Origin of the sequence: Chlamydia buteonis (genome assembly GCF_900634605.1) — a bacterium.
Taxonomy (GTDB): Bacteria; Chlamydiota; Chlamydiia; order Chlamydiales; family Chlamydiaceae; genus Chlamydia; species Chlamydia buteonis.
Genome location: NZ_CAAAFM010000001.1, coordinates 33,055 through 54,223 on the forward strand (window position 1 = coordinate 33,055; position 21,169 = coordinate 54,223).

Genomic DNA, 21,169 nt, shown 5'->3' on the forward strand with positions numbered 1-21,169 from the left:
AAGAGTTCCTGACATGCTTCCCGCTACGCATGCCCAGAAGTTCTTAAGTTAATTTCTTAAATTATTTACCTGATGTAAGTAGGCCATCCCTTAATGAAAACATTCTTATAGAGCCGCTATATCCTCGGATCAAACCCACTGCAAATAAAGCCTTTGCTTACTTTTAAATTGGTAATTGGATCATAGTTCTATCATATTTTGTCAATATGCGTCACTGCAAACAAAAAAGGTTACTAATTCATTACTCTATTTATCGAATAACTATGAGTGTTTCCAAATAGGGGATTAAATGACAAAACACGTCTCAATACACCCTTATCACAGGGGAAATGACAACGTGTTTACAAAAACATTTGAAGCTTAAAAGGGAAATTACTTCTTTCTCTTTATTGGAGCTTTTTTCTTAGCTTTAACTGTAGGTTCTTCTTCAACAGCAGCCAGGGAGGGTTGTGCGGGCTTTACATTGCTGTAACGCTTTAAGAATTTGTCTACTCGACCCTCAGCATCCACTAGTCTCTTACTTCCTGTAAAGAAAGGATGTGAAGCTGAAGATACGCTTACGTAACATACAGGGTACTCCTTCCCTTCAAACACTTCAGTTTTATCGCTTTGATATGTAGATCCGCAAACAAATTTATATCCTGTAGAAGAGTCTACAAATAAAACTTGTTGATAGTTGGGATGAGTGTTCTTTTTCATATTGACAACTCCAAAATCACCATCTTATGGTATGTGGGTAACAACATCATGAAATACTAAGAGAAAAGAGTACAGTAATACTTTATGAAAAAGCAAGAAAAAACACGTTTATTTCCTCTATTTCAAAGACTTTTCATTCTAGTTATTTTCCTTTGTCCTTGTTCAGCTTTTTCTCAGTCTCCCCATTCTCTAAAAAAAAATTTGTTTCTTGCTCAAGCTGGAGATTATGCAGTCTTTAGCAAGGGAGGACAAAAGTTTTTTTTATTTGTGAAATCCATATCAGCAGAAACTGTTTGGATAGAAATGACAGAATTCCCATATTTGTCACAACAAGACCAAACCCTATTAAAAAACACCCCATGGAAAACTTTAATTAGCAGTCTACACTCGCCCAGAAGAGTTTTTGTAATTTCTCTGTCAAAGCAAGACTTGCTTATCTTCTCTTTAAATCTAAAGACTCAACAACTGCAGCAGATCCAAACAGATGATCTGTCTTTGTTTGCCACGCTTGTACAACTTTCTTTAAACGAAGCTCCTGCGCATCTAATAAAAACACAAGGGAAAAACAACGACCCATGGTCCCCTAGAATTACTCTAGAAGGAAATTGTTCGGTTAAAATGCCTGTGCAAGCTTGGCATGCACATTGGCCCAAAGATTCTTCTATTTTATCAGAGAAAAACGTTCTTATGTATTTTACAGCCTGTGAAATCTCTGTTTTCCCTCTATGGACAAGTATAGAAACTCCCAAAGGTTCGGTTGTCTTACGAACTATTGATGTGGGTCATAATGCTATATCTCCATATTCCTACAGCATTCCGAAAATATAAAACCCTTTCCAAAATAATGCCTAGACGTCTTCTATAGATTAAACTTTGAAAAGTGCAAATTCTTAAACCTATCTAGAAAATATTTTTGATTGAAAAATCCAATAGAGTAAAATGACTACCATGGTTTTTGTTAGACATTCGCATTTTAATTTTAATACTAAAATTAAGTGTGTATGACTTTCGTCTACTCTAGGTGCGCTAAGTATGGCCACAATTCCGATTAGGGAAATTCCCTTTTCGAACCTCCATATGTTATGGAGAAATTCAAACTCAGAAAGCAATTAAGGGTTTCACTAGGCATCTTCATGAAAGATCGGTTTTCTTTAAATAAAAGTCGTCAGATACTTCACTCAACATATAAATTACTCAAAAGTAAAAAACTTGCTCAAGATCCCGACTCTAAACAAGAGCTACAAAAGTTATTAGAACAACTTGAAGAAGCCATTTTTCAACAAGATCAGGAAGCGGCTAGTCAACTCGCAGGACAAGCTCAGCAATTCAGCAAGCGTTATCCCGCTTCTTTTGCAAAAAAATCATGGGAACTTACTAAAGCCATTCTTTTTGCTGCCTTAGCAGCGTTTCTTATTCGCCAATTTTGGTTTGAACTTTATGAAGTTCCTACAGGATCAATGCGTCCAACTATTTTAGAACAAGACCGTATGATTGTTTCTAAAACCACTTTCGGCTTACATTTTCCGTTTAAGAAAAAACCTTGGGGATTTCGTCCTGAAGCTGTTACTCGTGGTGGTCTGGTAGTCTTTACTGTTGGTGATCTTCCAATTTCCAACTCCGACACCAAGTACTTTGGATTCATTCCAGGGAAGAAACGTTATATTAAGCGCTGTATGGGGAAGCCAGGCGACACCCTGTATTTTTATGGTGGTAAAATTTACGGCTTAGATAAAGAAGGTTCTGTTATTCACTTCCCCAATGATTTTGGCCTAGAGCATCTCTATCACGTTCCTTACATATCTTTTGATGGGTCAGTAGAGATCGTAAATAACAATAAAACTACCGCTTATTTTAAACAAATGCACCAACCATGTGGAAAACTTTCCTTACCTCAAGAGGGTCCCTACGGCAAATTTTTCCATAAAGCTGTTTGGCACAATGATACTCCGAGTGCATTAAAAAAACACCACTCTTCTCCTGTTAGTTATGCGGATCTTTTTGGTATAGGCAACTATGCTATGGTGCGCATTCTGACACATAAACAAGCGAGCTTATGTCATACATTACCTAATTCAACAGCTCAGGCATATTTAGAGATATCTCATACTCCAAACGTTTCCTATCCCACACCAAATCTTCAGCATTATAACAATCAGATTGTTCCTACAATACAACCGATGAAAACTCTTCTTCCCTTACGCCAGGAACATATTCACCTGATTAGGAATAATCTAACCACATCGCGATTTGTGATTTCTGACGGTGTTGCTTGTAAATACCAACCATTTGCAACAGATTCAGAGGGAGCCGCTAAACTCTATGGTCTTCCTTTTCCCGGAGTAGATGATGGTTGTTATGAATATTCAAAGGGAGAAGCTTACAAAATAGGTTTCGGAGGCATGCGTTATAAACTTAAACCTACGCATCCTTTAATGCAGTTAAATGATAATCAAGTAATTGATTTATTTAACTGCGGCATTAATTTTAGTTCTTTCTTCATCCCAAAAAATCCTAAATACAATCCTTTGCCTAACCGGTATGCATTTTATAACCAGGGGAATCTTTATGTTATGGACTCTCCTATTTTCATTAAAAATGATCCTGCTTTGCAAAAGTTTGTAGAATCTGAAAAAACAAAACAGGAAGCATCTGCAGAAGATCGTCCTTATATAGGCTTTATTGACAGAGGCCCCCCTCCTCAAGATCCAGAACAATTCTCAGAGTTTATTCACAATTTCGGAATACAAATTCCTGAGGGCCACGTTTTGGTTTTAGGAGATAATTACCCTATGAGTGCTGATAGTAGAGAGTTCGGCTTTGTGCCTTTAGAAAACCTCTTAGGATCACCTTTATGGATTTTCTGGCCTTTGGGACATTTTGGACGTTTAAAAAATGTTCCCGCACCAACTACGCTTCCGGGATATCTAGTCAATAGTCTGGCTTTAGGATTCTTTGTTTATATATTTGGGTACATTCGCTATCAACGACACCATCGTTTGTTCCCCAAGAATAATAAGAAAAAATAAAAAAGAAGACTCTCCTAACAGAGGATCTTCTTTTCTCTATGCAGTAAGAAATCTAGAGCTTAATGTGGTCTAGTAACTACTTCGATTGCGATAACTGTAGGATGGCCGTTAATGTCCCATGCTTCTCCCTCAAGAATATCAGCAAATTCCAATTGAGTAGTTAAAGTCTCCTCACAAATATAATCTTCATATTGTAAAAACGCTTTTCTAACATCTTCTGATGTTTGTATTCGCAAGACAATACGATCAGAAACATGAAGTTTCTGATTGCGACGCATAGTATTGATTTTATTCACTAATTCTCGAGAAATCGCCTCAACAATAAGATCCTCAGTCAATTGACAATCAAGAACAACAGTAAACAACGAAGAACTACGAGCCACATAACCTGGATCGGTTTCCCAGGAAATCAATACATCATCCATATTTAAAATAATCTCTTCATAACCTAAATTAAGAGAGATGTATTGCTGTTTTAACAACTGCTGTATTTGTGCTTGAGAAAGAGAAGCCAAAGCGTTTTGTATATCCTTGATCTTCCCTCCAACTCTTCTACCTAAAGAACGAAAATTCGGTTTCACCGTTGTTTTTACAAAACTTGGTGCTTCCTTATAAAATACAATATTTTTGACATTAAGCTCTTCTGAAATAAGCTGCTTAAAAGAAGCTAACTGGTCCAAACGATCTTTAGGACCCACTATATAGAAATTAGCCAAAGGTTGACGTACTTTTAACTTATGCTCTTTCCTTAAGGAATGCCCTAACCCGACAATCTCTCTAGCATCACCCATACGCTGTTCTAAATCTGGAAATACCTTAGCAAGGTCAATGTGTGGGAAATCACAAAGATGTACTGACTCCAAAGAGTTTTCTGTTTTTATCTGCTGGTATATATCTTCTGAGATGAAAGGAATAAAAGGAGCTATCACTCTACAGAAAACAGCCAGCACCTCATAGAGTGTCGCAAAAGCTGCTCTTCTATCTGGGGTATCTGCTGATTCCCAAAAACGTCGACGACAACGACGAATATACCAATTTGTTAGATCATCAATAAAAGTAACAAAAGGATTCACAGAGGTATTCAAATTGTAAGAGCTCATACTCTCACGAACTTTACCAACAACAGTATAAAGATTAGAGAGAATCCATCTATCAATTTCACTATAACTAATTTCTTCTTTATCGTAATTATTAGCATCAAAACCGTATAAATCTGTATAGGTTTTGAAAAATGATAATACATTTGTTAAAGGTAATAGAACTTGCTTAAGGATAGATTCAACACCTTTATCAGAAAAACGCAAATCCTCTGCTTTAACAACAACACTATCCAATAAATACAACCGCAAAGCGTCGGCACCATAAGTATTCATTATGCTCATAGGGCTCGGATAGTTGTTTAACCTTTTCGACATCTTATTGCCGTCTTCAGCTAAAACAATACCATTAACTATCGCATTCTTAAACGCAGGCTGATCGAATAAAGCCGCTGAAATAACAGTTAAAGTATAGAACCATCCTCGTGTCTGATCTAAACCTTCGGCAATAAAATCTGCGGGAAATCCAGATTCAGTATCTTCTTGATTTTCAAAAGGATAATGATTCTGTGCATAAGGCATAGCTCCTGAATCAAACCAACAGTCGAATACGTAAGGCACGCGATGAAATGACTTCCCATCTTTTTCAATTTTTAATTGGTCAACAAAATGACAATGTAAATCCGAAACCTTCTCTCCAGTAAGCTCCTCAAGCTCTTCTACAGAACCTATAACTAAGATTTCTCCATCCTTACTTTTCCAAATAGGAATTGGCGTTCCCCAATAACGATTTCTACTAATAGCCCAATCTCTGGCTCCTTCCAGCCACTTGCCAAAACGTCCTTCTTTAATGTGTTCTGGAACCCAATGGATTTTTTTATTCGCTTGCAACATTTTATCTTTGATCTTCTCAACAGAAATAAACCAAGAATTCACTGTTTTATAAATCAATGGTGTATCTGTTCTCCAGCAGAAAGGATACCGATGCACTACAGTACCGTGATAAAAAATCTTTCCTTGGTTTTTTAAAGACTTGATAATTCCCTTATCACAACTCTTAACGTATTGTCCTTGATATTCAGGAATCTCTTCAGTAAAACAGCCGCGATTATCTACAGGGCAGACCATGGGAACATGGTGCTCTTTGCATACAAAGAAATCCGCCTCACCGAATGCAGGCGCCATATGCACAACTCCCGTGCCCTCGCTCTCTTCCACAAACAAACCAGGAAGAATTTTATAAGCTCCTTCCGAACGTTTCTGCTCAAAAAAGTTAAAAGGTGGCTCATAGCTTTTCCCAATCAATGTTGTTCCTGGGAAACTTTCTATAACTTCATATGTATCGGGATCGGAAAACCACCGCGATAGACATCCTTGCCCTAAAATCCATTGCTCGCCAGAAACTTTATCAGCAACACGTATGTAGGTGATTTCAGGACCCACAGCAACTGCCATATTAGACACTAACGTCCAAGGTGTTGTGGTCCATACCAATAAAGACCCAGGATCCCCGCGTAAAGCAAACTTAATCACTACAGAAGGGTCATCGACCTCCTTGTAATTTTGACCTGCTTCAAAATTTGATAAAGGTGTGCCCAATTTCGTAGAGAAGGGTACAACCTTCACACCTTCGTAAACTAACCCCTGATCATAAAGAGAACGGAACACCCACCAGACGCTTTCCATAAATGAGGCATCCATAGTTTTCCACGTAGCAGAAAAATCTACCCAGCGGCCTAAGCGATTTATATAATGCTCCCATTCATCAACATAACGAAAAACAATTTTTCTGCACTCTTCATTAAACTTAGCAACACCAAAATCTTCTATGGCCCCTGGAGTGGTAAGATTTAAAGATTTTTCTACTTCATACTCCACAGGAACACCATGACAATCCCAGCCAAACCTTCTAGGAACATAGTACCCATCCATAGTAGCAAAACGCCCAACAACATCTTTAATTGTTCCGGCAAGAAGATGACCGTAATGAGGTAGACCTGTAGCAAATGGTGGGCCATCATAAAAAGAATACAGGGTTCTACCCTCTCTATTTTTTAATGATTTTTGAAAAATTTCTTTGGTTTTCCAAAAATTCAATATTCTTTCTTCTCTACTAGCAAGACTTTCCCTGCTGCCATCCCCTTCCATATGCATACTGTAGCCGTTGAGTGTGTGTTGATATAAAATCACTCTAAAAATAAAGATTTCCTTGGTTTTCGTCCACCTTGCCCTAGAGTTTGAGATAAATTTTCCTTCTCTTGACAACATTTAAAATAGAGAGATACTTGAGTTGTACAAAAGCACAGGAAAGATTACAATATACTTCGGGGGTGTATAGGTTTCGACTTGGGAATGAAGTGTTAATCGCATGCGGAGGGCGTTGGCTGGCCTCCTAAAAAGCCGACAAAACAATAAATGCCGAACCTAAGGCTGAATGCGAAATTATCAGTTTCTCTGAACTCTCTGAGCAAAGATTAGCTGCATAATTAGCAAAAGTTGTTATTTAGATAACCTCTAAATAACCCGGTCTTCATGGACTTTACCAGAGGTTTGTGAAGTACCGTCATCTATCTGGTTGGAATCTACCTCCTCTAATTCTCAAGGGGGTTTATTCGAGGTTATTGAGAATCGTTGGTTTCCATAGATGTTCTTAGCTGAGGAAATGCAATGTAATACTACTAGGGACTAAGCATGTAGAAGTTAGCAGGGAATTTACTAAGGACGAGAGTTCGAGTCTCTCCACCTCCATACTTTGCTAATTATAGAAAGGCCTGGAATCAAAACGTTTATTGACCTAAAGAAATAAATAATCCCTTGAATTTCACAGTAACTGCAATCAGCATCTATTCGAAAACTTACTTTTTCATTATAGTTCCCAAATAAATCAAACAATTGCAGAAACTTGCACAAAGCATGAGAATTTTAGAACACGCAGTCTTAATAATAAATCATTCTCATACTCCTACTGGTGAATTAGATCATTATTTTGACACGAATAAAGAATACGTGCTTCAAAATCCTCTATACCGCTCCTGTTTTGAATTGTTTCTGAGCTACTTACCAATTTTCAGTACTTTTACTGGAGTGCGTGCTTTATTAGGAATTTCAAATATTGAAAATGTTTTGCTCATTCCAACAGGAGGTTACAGTACAATATGCTCCATTGGACCTTGTGTGGATATTAATGAAGCTGTGCCCAAGATCCATAAAGATGCTTGGTTGGAAATTTTTGGAATTAAAGGCTTTGCAGCTATTTTTCAAGCAATTCTTCAGGTTATACGCGTAGTTATTGGATACTTCAATAAAGTCTGTGGGTGTATATCTCCGGCATGCGCAGATATTAATCTCGTAAATCTACCAGTTCCGCCTCCAAAATCTGCACAGGAGGAACTCCAAGATTTCTTAGGACCTATGCAACTATAAAATAGTTGCAGCAGCAGCAGCAAGTTTAGAGCGCTCTGTACGCGTCAGAAACATGTGGCCATACAAAGATAAGTGATGAAACTTGCCTACCAAGTAAGTAAGACCATTGGAATTCTCATCAAAGTACAAACTATCAATTTGCGTAGGATCCCCAGTTAAAACAATTTTTGTTCCCTTACCTGCACGAGAAATAATTGTTTTAATTTCATGAGGAGTAAGATTTTGTGCTTCATCGATAATCATAAACACCTTTGGCAAAGACCGTCCACGAATATATGTGAGCGCTTCCATTTCTAATTTTTTAGCCTCAATTAAAGACTGTAAAACTTCGGAAAAATCCCCCATCCCACCAATACTAAAAAGAAATTCCATATTATCATAGATAGGCTGCATCCAATGAAGAAGCTTTTCTTCCTTAAGACCTGGAAGAAATCCAATATCCTTGCCCATAGGGATAATAGGACGACTTACTAATAACTTATTATAATTTCCCTTATCAAATACCTGATACATAGCTGCAGCTAAAGCTAATACGGTTTTCCCAGACCCAGCTTGTCCCATAAGGGTAACTAACTTGATATCGTCTCTTAAAAGAAGATCCAACGCACATTTTTGTTCATTATTTAAAGGTTTTATTCCCCAAATTTTATCTGGAAGGGCTCTTAAAGAAACAATCCTTCCCTCAGTTTCATGATAACGACCAAGGGCAAAATAATTTTCTCCTCCAGAAATGAAAAAATATTCATTAGGTGATGGAGTTATATCCAAAGGAACATCTAAATACCCATGTGTATAAAAGTTCTCTACATCAGATGTTGATACAGTTAACTCACGATAACCACGATACAGAGATCTAAAAGAAAATCTCTTATTTTCATAATCTCTGGCTTCTATTCCAAGGGCCTCTGCTCGCACTCTACGTCCCAGACTTTTCGTAACAAAAACCATAGGTTCTCTTTGTGCGATCACTTGAAGAAGTTCTAACGTGAGAAGTTTCCTACGTTTTTCATCATTAGCTAAATTAGCAATAGAAGATACTTCTATACGCAATTCACTGCCATTAGGTAAAGAAATGCCTTCAGCGTGACTACCAGACCTTTCAAGCAATAAACGGATATTGCTCAAAGCGCGCGAAGCATTTTTTGCCGATTCATCACGATCTTTAGCAAATGCCTCCAGCTCTTCAATTACAGTAAAAGGAATAATGATGCGTGTATTCTCAAACGATGATAGGGCTTCAGGATCATAAATAAACACACTCGTATCAATGACCATTGTCTTCTTCATTCAGCTAACTCCTAACGAAATGGGCCCCAACCCTAATCAAATCATTTTATAACGACAAATATCCTTAGTAGTAGAACTATGAAAATATTTAAACAAATACCTAGAGAATCTTTGCCGGCGTTGACAAAAATTTATTAGAAACTTCTTGCCCCTTTTATATAATTCTAAGTAAAAAAAACTCTATTCTTATTCTTGAAAAAAGAAAAACTCCCTAAATCTTTAGGAAGTTAAGTCATGAATTAGCAATCGATAATACTAATTGCTAATTCGATTGTAAAAAAAACAAAGCTTCCCTACAATGACGTTAAGCAACGACAGTAGAGTTTACCCATTGGAGGTCGTCATGAAAGTGAAAATTAATGACCAATTGATTTGCATCCCTCCCTATATTTCCGCACGATGGAATCAAATAGCTTTTATCGAATCACAAGAAGGAGAAGTTCAAGGTCGGTCTACCCTCAAGCTGCATTTAATTGACGGAAAAACCATTTCTATCCCTAACTTAGATCAGGCGATTATCGACATTGCTTTCCAAGAGCATCTCCTCCACTTAGAATCTTCTCAAATGATGCGCGATGAATCTGGCCGTGAAGACGACAAATTGGGTATATTAATAAATGCACTGCAACAATTATCAAAAGATACCGATATGCAGATATTTGCACATAAAAGTCTCATATCCCCTCTATTTTCTGGAACTAGTCCAATGGAAATGATCTTACAACATACTCCAGAACATAAGGATCATCCAGACGCTCCTGCCGATATTTTAGAAAAAATGGTTACGGTAATTCGTTCATTAGTAGGCAATAATCAAAACCTTCTTCCTAAAGCAGAGCCTCACTGTAATTGCATGCACTGTCAAATTGCTAGAGTTATTAGTGAAGAAGAAGAAGCAACTGTATCCGAACAAGATTTATCTTTTCGCACATGGGATATCAGTCCGACAGGGAACAAACTGTATCTTGTTACCAATCCCTTAAATCCGAATGAGCAATTTAGTGTATACTTAGGCACACCTATAGGATGTACATGTGGGCAGGTAAATTGTGAACATATCAAAGCTGTTCTCTATACTTAAGGTTCAATCTAATCTCGTTTGGTAAGATAATTGACTTTTTCACTGCAGTCGATATAATTCTTTTTTCTAGGGGTACTTCCCCTAAAGGACTAGGTCACATCCTTGTATCGATTTCTAATGTGAATACACTGTAGGAGTAAAGCATGCGAACGCTATCGATTTCTATGCTTTTGTTTGCCATCGGGTCAGGAATAAGTTCAGTAAGCTTGCATGCTGCACCTTCCACATCAAAGACCCCCGCTGCGCAAATAGACAAAGCTTCCTTTTCTCCATTTACAGGAGAGATTAAAGGAAATCGTGTTCGTCTGCGCTTAGCTCCCCATGTTGATAGTTCTATTGTAAAAGAACTTTCCAAAGGTGATTATGTTGCTGTAATTGGTGAAAGCAAGGATTACTACATTGTTGCAGCACCAGAAGGTCTCAAAGGTTATGTATTTCGGACGTTTGTTTTAGACAATGTTATTGAAGGCGAGCAAGTGAATGTACGTTTAGAGCCTTCAACATCAGCTCCTGTTCTTGCACGCTTGTCCCGAGGAACAGAAATCCAAGCAACATCCAGCCAACCACAAGGAAAGTGGTTAGAGATTGCTTTACCTAACCAATGTGCTTTCTATGTTGCCAAAAATTTTGTTTCTCAGAAAGGCCCTATAGATATTTATAAACATAGAGAAGGTCAGAAAAAAATTGCTTTAGATTTGCTAGATTCCGCTATGAATTTTGCTAAAGCAGAGTTACAAAAAACTTTAGACGCGGTTGATCTAGAAGCTATTTATAAAAAGATTAACCTTGTACAATCTGAAGAATTTAATGATGTCCCAGGTTTACAACCTCTAATACAAAAAGCTTTAGAAGAAATTCAAGATTCTTACCTATCGAAGTCATTGACAAATCAAGATAATACGATAGGGAAACAACAAGTGTCCAACTCTTCTAGTATTGTTGACAATATCGAGAAACCTACAACAGGGTCTTTGTTATCTCGACATATCCGCAAGCAAACAGCAATAAAAACTTCTCCGAAAACTCAAGGAAGAGAAAGTCTAGAATTGTCGTTGTTTAAAATTTGGGCAAGCATGCAACCTCAAGAAAACGCTAAAAAGCTTACTCAAGAAGCCTTCTATGAAGAAGAGAAAAAGAAAAAGCAAACTTTTGTCGGTGAGCTTGAAATTTATCCTCATGTCGTAAAAAACAATCCCGGAGATTTTTTGCTTAAAGACAAAGAAAATACTATAGCATTCGTCTATGCAACAAAAATAGATTTAGAAAAATGGTTAGGAAAGAGAGTTTCTGTAGAATGCCTCCCTCGCCCAAACAACCATTTTGCTTTCCCTGCTTATTACATAATTAATATCAAAGAAATAGTTTCTTAAATTATTCTTCCGTACTCTCTTTAACATCTTCGAGTATCCAGCATGCAGGACAATTTAGAAGTAGAGTATCTTCTTTGATTCTATAATATTTAATGCGCTGAATACCTTGGACGTCTTTACTTGTATACACAAGATGAATGCATCCTTGTCTGTCTAAATAAGCACAAGGATCTATGCTATAACCAGAGTCAATAAGCTTAGGATGATTCCAAGTTATTCCCTCATTATACGATGAGAAACATGTAAGCCTCTCTCCTGCAGGAGCGCTATTCGCAAAAAGGTACAATTTTCCATTTCTTCCGGATTGAACAGAAATACTATTGTCATAGCTTCTCCAGGGAAGGTTCTTGAGTTTTGACCAAGAGATTCCTTGATTTGTCGATACAGCCATACAAATATAACTTTCTTCTACAGAAGCATTCCTAAAAAACAATGCGAGCTTATTCGACGTTAGTTTTACAATTGCAGGTTCTATAGGAACTTGATTTCGTGAACCTCCTAAAATAGGACCAATACGTCCTTCCCAAGATCTAGAAAAGAAATTATAAATTTCAACCCAAGAATCTCCTATCAACTCTTGACCGGGAATTTCATAAACACTATACGAGGGAATGTATACTCGATTTCTTATCCTATCAACATATGGAGGATTTCTAGTTGTTCCTTCTATTCCTGGAGGCAAGAGTCTATGCTCCAACCAATGAAATCCTGAATTAAAAGAAAAAGCTACATAAGGTTTACTTATACTCTCCCCAAACTGTTGCTTTCTATAAAACAGCCAAATTTCTTGAGAGCTAATTCTTACCAATACAGGATGAGAAAATAGGCCGGATTCTTGAGGGAAAATTTCATAAGGCTCCGACCATATCCCCTGGTCACAACGGCTTCCTATCAGCTTATTGCTGTCGCAATCTTGCCAAACAACAAGCAGACGTCCCGAAGTCTCTACAATTGTCGACATTCCTGAAGTCCTGTTGTCAGAAGATAGCCAGCGCTCCTCACAGGGCTTATAAATTTCTCCTGCATATAAACCCACAGGAGAAAAGAATATCAAACAAATCCAGCCCTTCCACATAAATGCAACCTAAAAATAAAAAATAGGCAGCATGTTATAAAAATTTTAGAGTTTTTTGTAATGGGTAAAAACACGTCACCTCTAAAACTTCTTAATACACAGAAGGGAAATCTGTTTTCCCTCTGAAAACACGATAAATATACACACCATAGGCAACTATAAACGGCAAACCAACAAGTACAATGACTAATAAGCTTTGTAAAGTTTTTGTGCTTGCTGCTGTATTATAAATCGTATAGCTATGCTCAGGGTCTACTGTAGAAAATAAGATATTTGGGAAAACCAAAGTCACGGCAGATAATATTAAAAGAAGTAAATTCAGCGAAGAATAGAGAAAGGCACAGCCATGACGTTCTCGAGATATGCAAGTTTTAGTTGCAAAGCAACAACCTAAAGTCATAGCCAATAAAAGTATCAATAGAGGATATGTAGGGACACCAGAAAAATTACCTACTTGGAAAGAGTTCCCTTGTATTTGTGGTATTATGGCAAGTGTAGTACTAATTAACAGTAGATAAACAACTAAAAATGCTGACAAAACATAAGGGAAGCGTTTAATAATACGCTGTTGTAATTCTCCGGTAGTTTTCATTAAAACAAAAGTTATCCCATGAATTGCAAAAGCACAAACAACAAGAGCTCCATACAACAACGTGTAGGGACGGAAAAAGAGTATCCAAGATAATGAAGAATACGGAGTTGTAGGAGATATAGGCAATCCTAAGACCATATTCCCTACTATAACCCCTAGGAAAAAGCTAATCATTATTCCTGATATGCAGAAAGTAACATCCCAAAAAGACTTCCATTTTGCTGACTCGGTCTTACTACGAAATTCTAAAGAACATCCCCGAAAAATATAAAGCAAAACCAAAGTCCATATTGGCATATAGAAAATAGATAATAATGCACCATAAGCTGGGGGAAATCCTGCAAAAAGTCCGCCAAAAATAATAATAAGCCAAACCTCATTACCGTCCCAAATAGGTCCTATAGAGTTCAGTAATACGCGTCGTTCTTCATCTGCACGAGAGATGAAATAGATTGTGCTCAAACCTAAGTCAAAACCATCTCCTAGAGAATAAGCAAATACTGCAACCACTAGTATAACGTACCAAGCTATTGGCAACATCGAAGTTAACGAAAATTCCATGATTATACTTCCACCTCATTAAGATCGTTTTGATCTGGTCCTCGTTGTATTTTTTTACATAAAAGAAAGAGAAATAAAGATAAGAGACAAACAAACACCAAACTAAATAAAATCAGAGACTGAACAACCTGTCCTCCGCGGATCATAGGAGAAACAGCGTCCTTAGTTTTTAATAATCCATAAACAACCCAGGGTTGTCTTCCCATTTCTGCAGCAAACCACCCCACTTCATTACATATCTCAGGGCAAAGAACGGAAAATGAAAGTATAGATAAAAAGAAAGGTCGTACTGCCCAACGTCTTTTCTTATAGGCAAACCATGAAATGATCGCCAAAATAACCATAAGCCCCCAAAGCATTACCATAAGGTGGTAAAATTGGAATACAAGTTGCACGTTAGGCCACTCATCTTGTGGAATTTGATCTAAACCCGTAACTGGCGTCTTAGTATTTCTATGCACTAAGAACGAAAGACCTCCAGGAATAGGCAAGCCTAAAACTCTTTGGTTTTTTACATCTACGTAACCAAACAAATAAATTGGGCTGTATTCTTCAGTTTTAAATAAACCTTCAAAAGCAGCTAATTTTGCAGGTTGCGTCTTAGCAACACCACGTGCTGTAACATCTGCAGACCACAACTGCAAAATGAGTACGATAATACCAGTCACTGCACCCAATTTTAATCCCTTACGCGCAAATTCTATGTGGCGTTGTTTGCGCAAATAATACGCACTTACGCTAATCACTAGGAAAATACCAGAGAGCCACGTGCCCAATACCACATGAATATAGCGATCTATACTTGAAGGAGAGAAGACTACTTGCCAAAATGAAGTCATCACAGGAACAAGGTTTCCGTTATGCATGGCCATTTCATAACCTGAAGGCGTTTGCATCCAAGAGTTAGCACAAACTATCCAGAAAGCACTCATATGAGCTCCTAAAGCGACCATACAGGTAGAGAAAAAGTGCATTTTCTTAGAAACTTTATGACGCCCAAATAACAATACGCCTAAAAAACCAGACTCTAAGAAAAAAGCAAAAACACCCTCACTTCCTAAAAGTGTTCCAAACACGTTCCCCGTATATTCAGAAAACCTCGCCCAATTAGATCCAAAGGAAAAAATTTGCATGATTCCAGTGACAACGCCAATAACAAATGTTAAAGCAAATACGCCAATCCAAAACCAAGTCATTTGTTTATAGATATTCTTCTTCGTAACTAGATACAAGCCCTCCATTAAAATAAGCATCATACTGAGACCCATACTCAAAGGAACAAATAGGTAATGAAATGCAATAAATAAACCAAACTGTATTCTAGATAAAATTACTGTATCCATCATGTCCACCAGAAATCCGAGAACAAATAAAAAAGCTGTAATGTGAAGTATATAACAAACTATTGCAACTATAAAATACTTTGCTGTTAACCTTTTTCTCTATATGCTACAGTAGTATATTACCTTCTTTTAGAAAGCAGTCCATTGCCATTAAGGTGAGAATCTCTTCGAGTATTCTCAAGAAACTAGTAAAGCTATGCCCATAGATATTACTTACTATACAACACCCTTATTAGAGATTGTTCTGATTTGGGTAATGTTAAATTATCTTTTAAAGTTCTTTTGGGGAACTCGAGCCATGGACGTTGTCTTTGGTTTACTAGCCTTTCTATTTCTCTTTGTTCTTGCAGACAAGCTACATTTTCCCATTATTCGACGATTGATGCTACATGTTGTTAATGTTGCTGCCATTGTCGTTTTTATTATTTTCCAGCCAGAAATACGACTGGCTTTATCTCGTGTACGCTTTCATGGGAGAAAGTTTGTTATTGATTTACAGGATCAATTTATTGAGCATCTGACTTCATGCATTTATCAAATGTCTGAGAGACAAATTGGAGCTCTTGTTGTTCTCGAAAATAAGGATTCTTTTGATGAATTCTTAAGCTTTTCTTCCGTAAAAATTAACGCAGACTTTTCAGAAGAACTTCTAGAAACAATTTTTGAACCTTCTTCTCCTCTGCATGATGGAGCTGTAATCCTCAGAGCAGAAACAATAGCCTATGCCCGTGTTGTTCTTCCCCTAGCTCAAGATACAACACAGTTATCTCGTTCTATGGGGACCCGTCATCGCGCAGCTTTAGGGGCGAGTCAACGTACCGACGCATTGATCATCATTGTCTCTGAAGAGAATGGTTATGTATCATTATCCCGCGATGGAATTTTGACTCGCGGAGTCAAGATGGATAGATTTAAAGCTGTTCTAAGAAGCATCCTTACTCTGAAAGAACAAAAACATAAACCCTTTAGCTCATGGATTTGGAAAAAATGATCGATTTCTTTTCTCGTTTTTTCATTCGTAATTGGCTGAGAAAAGTGGTGTCTTTGGGCTTTGCCATCATCATTTGGGTTCTCGTCGGGCAAACAGTAACTGTTACCCGTACATTAAATAATATTCCTGTGCGTATTATTGACCTCAATCCAGATCAAACTGTATTAGGATTACAAAGTAATGGGTTATTAGACAAAAAAGTCTCTTTAACGATTACTGGGAATAAAAATACAGTTCATGATCTTCGACCCACAAACTTAGAAGTCGTTATTAGCGCTACAGGACATTCAGAAAGCTGGATAGCAGCTATTGATAAGTACAACCTTGTCAGTCTCGATGGTGAAACTAATATCCGTAGAGATATTCAAAGTGTTTCTGCTGATGATATTTTTATTCGCCTTACACAATATGTAACCGAAGATATTACAGTAACGATTACGACTCCCGTAGGTAGTCCCCCCAAAGGTTACGAATACTTGGATGTTTGGCCAAAATATCTTATTCAAAAAGTTAGCGGTCCTAAAGAATATGTCAATGCTCTTAAAGAGCAAGGACTGGAGCTCACGTTTAATCTCAATAAGGTATCTTTTGAAGAATTAGAAAGAAATCGTATTGCTCAAGGGAATCATGATGAAATTATCTTTCCTATTCCTGAAGAATGGAAAAAAATTCTTATACCTTTTGGGAATACAAATACATATGAAAACCTAAATGATCCTCAAGCAGATTTTTTACGTCTATTATTTTTAAAACAGGAATTTATTCCTCTAAATCTTAATCTCCCTGTTTTACTCTTCTTCCCTGTTAAATACAGCAACACTTTCAATCCTTTAGCCTATACTTTAGAACCTTCCCACCCAATTATTCTTAATCAGGGCATTTATCAAATTAATATTCCTCTTTATGTGAAAGATGTAAGTAAACTTTTCTTAGATGTTGTAAAGAATAACATTGCTTTAACAGTTGTTATGGCTCCCCCACATGAGAATAACTCTGTAAATTGGGCTGTAGAGTTTATAGATGAAAAGACTCTTGAGGACACCTTTGTTCAAGCAATCATGGCGCAAGAACATGGAATTCTTCATGACTTTGCTTTGATTGACGAAACAGGAATACGTCATCGCTTCCGTGAATACCTAAGAAAACTTACCTTATTTGGCAAAGACGGATTTCCATTAAACCTTTCTGCAGAGATTTCTCATAATAAGGTTATTATTCGTTCAAAACCTACAGAAACCTCAAAGCTACATAAAAAAGATTGGTAGGAATTTCGTTATGTCTACCGTTTGATATTTATAACTAACAGTTTGAATAGGAGTAAAAATTATAAAAATAGTTGTTAGAGTTATTGAGACTATTATAGTGTCAATGCGAATAGCTCATTTAATTACTAAAAGAGCGTAATTTTTCATAAATAAAGGGACAGCGTTCTCACTTACCCCCAGCCTCTTATTACGCTGTGTAGAGTAGGGATCCTAAATTATGTTAAATAACTTGCGTCGTGCTAAGCAAAGCTTTGTAGACTTTTTCGTTTACTATCTAGGAATAACTTTAATCGGTATTTTCAAACGTATTCCTCATTCTTTGTTACATCGCTTCGGAAAAGCTTTAGGAACTCTCGCTTTTTATACTATCTCTGACTATAAAAAAACAGCTCTTACAAATTTAGCATTAGCTTTCCCCGATAAATCTTTTAAAGAGAGACAATCCATTGCCAAACATTCAATACAACATGTAATGATTACTGTTTTAGAATTGTTAGCGGTAGAAGGACTCATTAGTAACCTTAATGATTTAATTTCCATAGCTACAGCAGAATCGCGTCCTGAAGGATTTTCCTCGGATGAAATACTTACACAAAAAGAATTACAAGATACATTTTCTCAGCTCAATGAAAATGAAGGAGTTATCTTATTTTGTGGCCACCAGGCAAACTGGGAACTGCCTTTTCTTTATATTACTAGAGACTATCCAGGTCTAGCCTTTGCTAAACCTATAACAAATGCCCGGTTAAATAAAAAAATTTTTTCATTAAGGGAAATCTTTAAAGGGAAAATTGTTGCTCCAAAACAAGGAATCAATTCTGCCCTTCATGCCTTACAACAAGGGCATGTTATCGGCATAGTTGGTGATCAAGCATTACTGATCTCTTCTTATACTTATCCACTCTTCGGGCATGAAGCATTTACAACAACATCCCCCGCTTTACTCGCATATAAAACAGGCAAGCCTGTGATAGCCATATCAATATACCGGAATAAAAACGGCTATACTATTGTTCCTAGTAAAAAGCTCTATGCTGATAAATCTCTTCCTATCAAAGATGCCACAACATCACTTATGAACAAGCTCATGGGCTTCTTAGAAAAAGGCATAGCTCATAAGCCACAGCAATGGATGTGGATGCATAAACGATGGAAACGTAAACTGCACAATGGGTTAAAAAAGAAATATGCCTATAGTCACATACTCGTTATTGTGAACTCTGGGGATCTTGACCACCTTGGACAATTTCTTTCTGACCTAGCGCGACTGTACTCAGGAGCCGCGTTAACATTAGCCCTATATAACCCTACTAAAGAAAAGATCTTTGCTGCAAACCTACTTCAATATACTATAAAAGAATTTTCACATCTTGAAACTCTATATGCTCTTCCCAATAGCTTTCCCGCTATATTTGATTTAGCTGAACTTCCAGTACGCCTGCATAAGCATTTTAAGAAAACGGGGTCAATGGTTCTTTATACCCGAAAAGCATTAGAAAAGAAAATATCCCAACCTACAGCTCCCTTAATTACAGCAATCAAGAAATTTTCAAAAAATTTTTAACTTGCAAAAGAGTTTTTTTGATTTTTTTCTTGATTTACACCAGAATGCTCTTGGTGTTTTATAAATAAAAAGAATTTTATGTGCTTAACAGACTGTTTAGGATCCTCATTTGAATGTACCCTCAACTGCATCTGCAGTTGTCAAAACTCTCAGAATAATAAACGTATTCTAGCACTAATCTCCGCATTAGTCTTTGCAATATTAGCAATAGCAGCTGTTGTTATTTTCTCATTAATATGCGCAGGCACGATTCAGGTTCCTGAAACCCTTTGGGGAATCAGCAAGTACGTCATGACACCAATACTCCTGGCAATCGCATTGGTAACAGCTTCATTATCAGCAGGATGCTTCAAAGCGAGAAACCGCTTTTTACCTGCATAAGAAATCCTACGAGCATCAGCTTATTTGGCTGATGCTGAGACGATATCATTTACTGTTGTCAATGTCAGATTATTGGTATCTTTCATTTGTGCTCCGCGACTTAACACTAAAACTTTATCGTAATTTGATAAAATTCCTCTTTCGATACCATAGACACAAGCTTGATGCCTCCAGACCGCACGATCCGACTCTTCAGTAAGCATAGGGTATACCCCCCACTCTAAAGCAAGTCGGTAGTATACAGACAGATTTGGTGTAACAGCGATGATTGGGAAGCGTGGACGATACTTAGAAAGGAAGATCGGAGAGCCTCCGGATTCTGTATACACGATAATTGCTTTAGCTGCTGCCTTCTCAGCAATTTGAATTCCTGACAGCCCTATAGACTGAAGATAAGGAGATACCTTAACAGCACTCTCACTATCATTAATCTCTAGGAAAGACATATAATTAAGATTTTTTTCCGTTTCTTGAATTACAGAACGCATAATTTTCACAGCAGCTATAGGATGACTACCTGAAGCCGTTTCTCCTGATAACATCACTGCAGATGTCCCATCATAAATAGCGTTCGCTATATCTGAAACCTCTGCACGCGTTGGCAATACATTGCGAATCATAGATTCTAACATCTGTGTAGCAGTAATACAAAAACGACCTGTTTCACGAGAGATCTTTGCCATAAATTTTTGCAAACTAGGAACTTCCACAACAGACAGCTCGATTCCTAAATCCCCACGGGCAATCATAATCCCATCCGCAACTTTGGCAATCTGAGGGAAATTTTCTACACCTAGGTGATTTTCTATCTTAGCAATAATCGGCATATCCTCACATCCGCAATCTGCTAAGCACTTGCGCATGCTCTCGATATCTTCAGCACAACGAACAAAGGAAGCCGCAATAACATCAACACCCTGATCTACTCCAAATTTAAGATCATGGATATCTTTATCGGTCATGAAAGGAAGAGCTAAATCAATTTCTCTGATACTTAAAGACTTGTGAGACTTCAGCTCTCCAGAATTAATAAATTCTAACTCTAACCAATCGTTACCAACAGAAGTGACAACAGCTTGGAGATACCCATCGTCTATCAAAACATCAGTACCTTCACGCACAAAAGGGAATACACATTGAGGATGTAAAGTGACTCCCACTTCCAGAGATCCCTCGACCTCTTTCTCTACTAAAGTGATTTTCTGACCTCGTGCTACCTTAATTGGTGTGGGAATCTTTCCTAAACGAATTTCTGGACCTTTAGTGTCCAACATAATCGCTAAAGGAGCTCCTTTTTTCTCTCGCAACTCTTTAAGAAGATTTATTGTCTGACCATGACTTTCATGAGAACCATGACTAAAATTTAACCTGGCGACATTCATACCCGCGTCTAAAAGCTTCTCAAGCATTTCCGGAGTATTTGTGGCCGGACCTATAGTACAAATGATTTTCGTTCTTGCGATCATACTTCCCT

The 21,169-nt window shown here is 37.4% G+C and carries 16 protein-coding genes and 1 other RNA gene; 10 read left to right on the top strand and 7 right to left on the bottom strand.

Going from position 1 to position 21,169, the window contains the following annotated elements; genetic code table 11:
• Positions 1–372 precede the first annotated feature (372 nt).
• Positions 373–699, bottom strand: a complete 327-nt coding sequence (locus E1N70_RS00165) for a type B 50S ribosomal protein L31 (protein WP_131743600.1) — start codon at positions 697–699, stop codon at positions 373–375.
• Between the two features lie 84 nt (positions 700–783).
• Between E1N70_RS00165 and E1N70_RS00170 the strand changes: the two genes are divergently transcribed.
• The gene (locus E1N70_RS00170; RefSeq protein WP_131743601.1) at positions 784–1,527 is read left to right on the top strand and encodes a hypothetical protein; all 744 of its coding nucleotides are present in this window, start codon (positions 784–786) and stop codon (positions 1,525–1,527) included.
• A gap of 305 nt (positions 1,528–1,832) precedes the next feature.
• Entirely contained in the window at positions 1,833–3,725 is a 1,893-nt protein-coding gene (lepB, locus tag E1N70_RS00175) for a signal peptidase I (RefSeq protein ID WP_131743602.1), read from the top strand.
• 59 nt (positions 3,726–3,784) lie between these two features.
• On the opposite strand, the gene ileS is transcribed toward lepB, so the two are convergent.
• Positions 3,785–6,916 carry an isoleucine--tRNA ligase gene (ileS, locus tag E1N70_RS00180; protein ID WP_131743603.1) on the bottom strand — a complete coding sequence of 1,044 codons (3,132 nt, stop codon included), beginning with the start codon at positions 6,914–6,916 and terminating at the stop codon, positions 3,785–3,787.
• A gap of 172 nt (positions 6,917–7,088) precedes the next feature.
• Between ileS and ssrA the strand changes: the two genes are divergently transcribed.
• Together ssrA and E1N70_RS00190 are read left to right on the top strand one after the other, a co-directional pair.
• Positions 7,089–7,513, top strand: a transfer-messenger RNA (tmRNA) gene (ssrA, locus tag E1N70_RS00185).
• A 162-nt stretch (positions 7,514–7,675) separates the two neighbouring features.
• Entirely contained in the window at positions 7,676–8,185 is a 510-nt protein-coding gene (locus E1N70_RS00190; protein ID WP_131743604.1) for a hypothetical protein, read from the top strand.
• On the opposite strand, the gene E1N70_RS00195 is transcribed toward E1N70_RS00190, so the two are convergent.
• Entirely contained in the window at positions 8,180–9,472 is a 1,293-nt protein-coding gene (locus E1N70_RS00195) for a PhoH family protein (RefSeq protein ID WP_131743605.1), read from the bottom strand. The two genes, E1N70_RS00190 and E1N70_RS00195, sit on opposite strands and share 6 nt — an antisense overlap.
• A gap of 343 nt (positions 9,473–9,815) precedes the next feature.
• Between E1N70_RS00195 and E1N70_RS00200 the strand changes: the two genes are divergently transcribed.
• Positions 9,816–10,553: a hypothetical protein gene (locus tag E1N70_RS00200; RefSeq protein ID WP_131743606.1), complete on the top strand. Its 738-nt coding sequence runs from the start codon at positions 9,816–9,818 to the stop codon at positions 10,551–10,553.
• 143 nt (positions 10,554–10,696) lie between these two features.
• Positions 10,697–11,923 (top strand): SH3 domain-containing protein, encoded by a 1,227-nt coding sequence (locus E1N70_RS00205; protein WP_131743607.1) that lies wholly within the window; start codon positions 10,697–10,699, stop codon positions 11,921–11,923.
• 1 nt (position 11,924) lies between these two features.
• On the opposite strand, the gene E1N70_RS00210 is transcribed toward E1N70_RS00205, so the two are convergent.
• From E1N70_RS00210 to E1N70_RS00220, 3 genes are all read right to left on the bottom strand, one after another.
• On the bottom strand, positions 11,925–12,998 hold the full coding sequence (locus tag E1N70_RS00210; RefSeq protein WP_131743608.1) for an exo-alpha-sialidase: 1,074 nt from the start codon (positions 12,996–12,998) through the stop codon (positions 11,925–11,927).
• A 91-nt stretch (positions 12,999–13,089) separates the two neighbouring features.
• Complete coding sequence (gene cydB, locus E1N70_RS00215) at positions 13,090–14,151, bottom strand: cytochrome d ubiquinol oxidase subunit II (protein WP_131743609.1); 1,062 nt, start codon at positions 14,149–14,151, stop codon at positions 13,090–13,092.
• 2 nt (positions 14,152–14,153) lie between these two features.
• Positions 14,154–15,494 carry a cytochrome ubiquinol oxidase subunit I gene (locus tag E1N70_RS00220; protein ID WP_131744142.1) on the bottom strand — a complete coding sequence of 447 codons (1,341 nt, stop codon included), beginning with the start codon at positions 15,492–15,494 and terminating at the stop codon, positions 14,154–14,156.
• Positions 15,495–15,690: 196 nt separating this feature from the next.
• On the opposite strand from E1N70_RS00220, the gene cdaA reads away from it, so the two are divergent.
• From cdaA to E1N70_RS00240, 4 genes are all read left to right on the top strand, one after another.
• Entirely contained in the window at positions 15,691–16,485 is a 795-nt protein-coding gene (gene cdaA / locus E1N70_RS00225; protein ID WP_006343338.1) for a diadenylate cyclase CdaA, read from the top strand.
• Positions 16,467–17,750, top strand: a complete 1,284-nt coding sequence (locus E1N70_RS00230; RefSeq protein WP_165478204.1) for a CdaR family protein — start codon at positions 16,467–16,469, stop codon at positions 17,748–17,750. The genes cdaA and E1N70_RS00230 overlap by 19 nt, the downstream gene beginning before the upstream one ends.
• A 217-nt stretch (positions 17,751–17,967) precedes the next feature.
• On the top strand, positions 17,968–19,314 hold the full coding sequence (locus E1N70_RS00235) for a lipid A biosynthesis lauroyl acyltransferase (protein ID WP_131743610.1): 1,347 nt from the start codon (positions 17,968–17,970) through the stop codon (positions 19,312–19,314).
• Between the two features lie 78 nt (positions 19,315–19,392).
• Positions 19,393–19,695: a hypothetical protein gene (locus E1N70_RS00240; RefSeq protein ID WP_131743611.1), complete on the top strand. Its 303-nt coding sequence runs from the start codon at positions 19,393–19,395 to the stop codon at positions 19,693–19,695.
• 20 nt (positions 19,696–19,715) lie between these two features.
• Here the strand turns inward: E1N70_RS00240 and pyk are convergent, their stop codons facing one another.
• Positions 19,716–21,161, bottom strand: a complete 1,446-nt coding sequence (gene pyk / locus E1N70_RS00245; protein ID WP_131743612.1) for a pyruvate kinase — start codon at positions 21,159–21,161, stop codon at positions 19,716–19,718.
• Between the last annotated feature and the right edge of the window lie 8 nt (positions 21,162–21,169).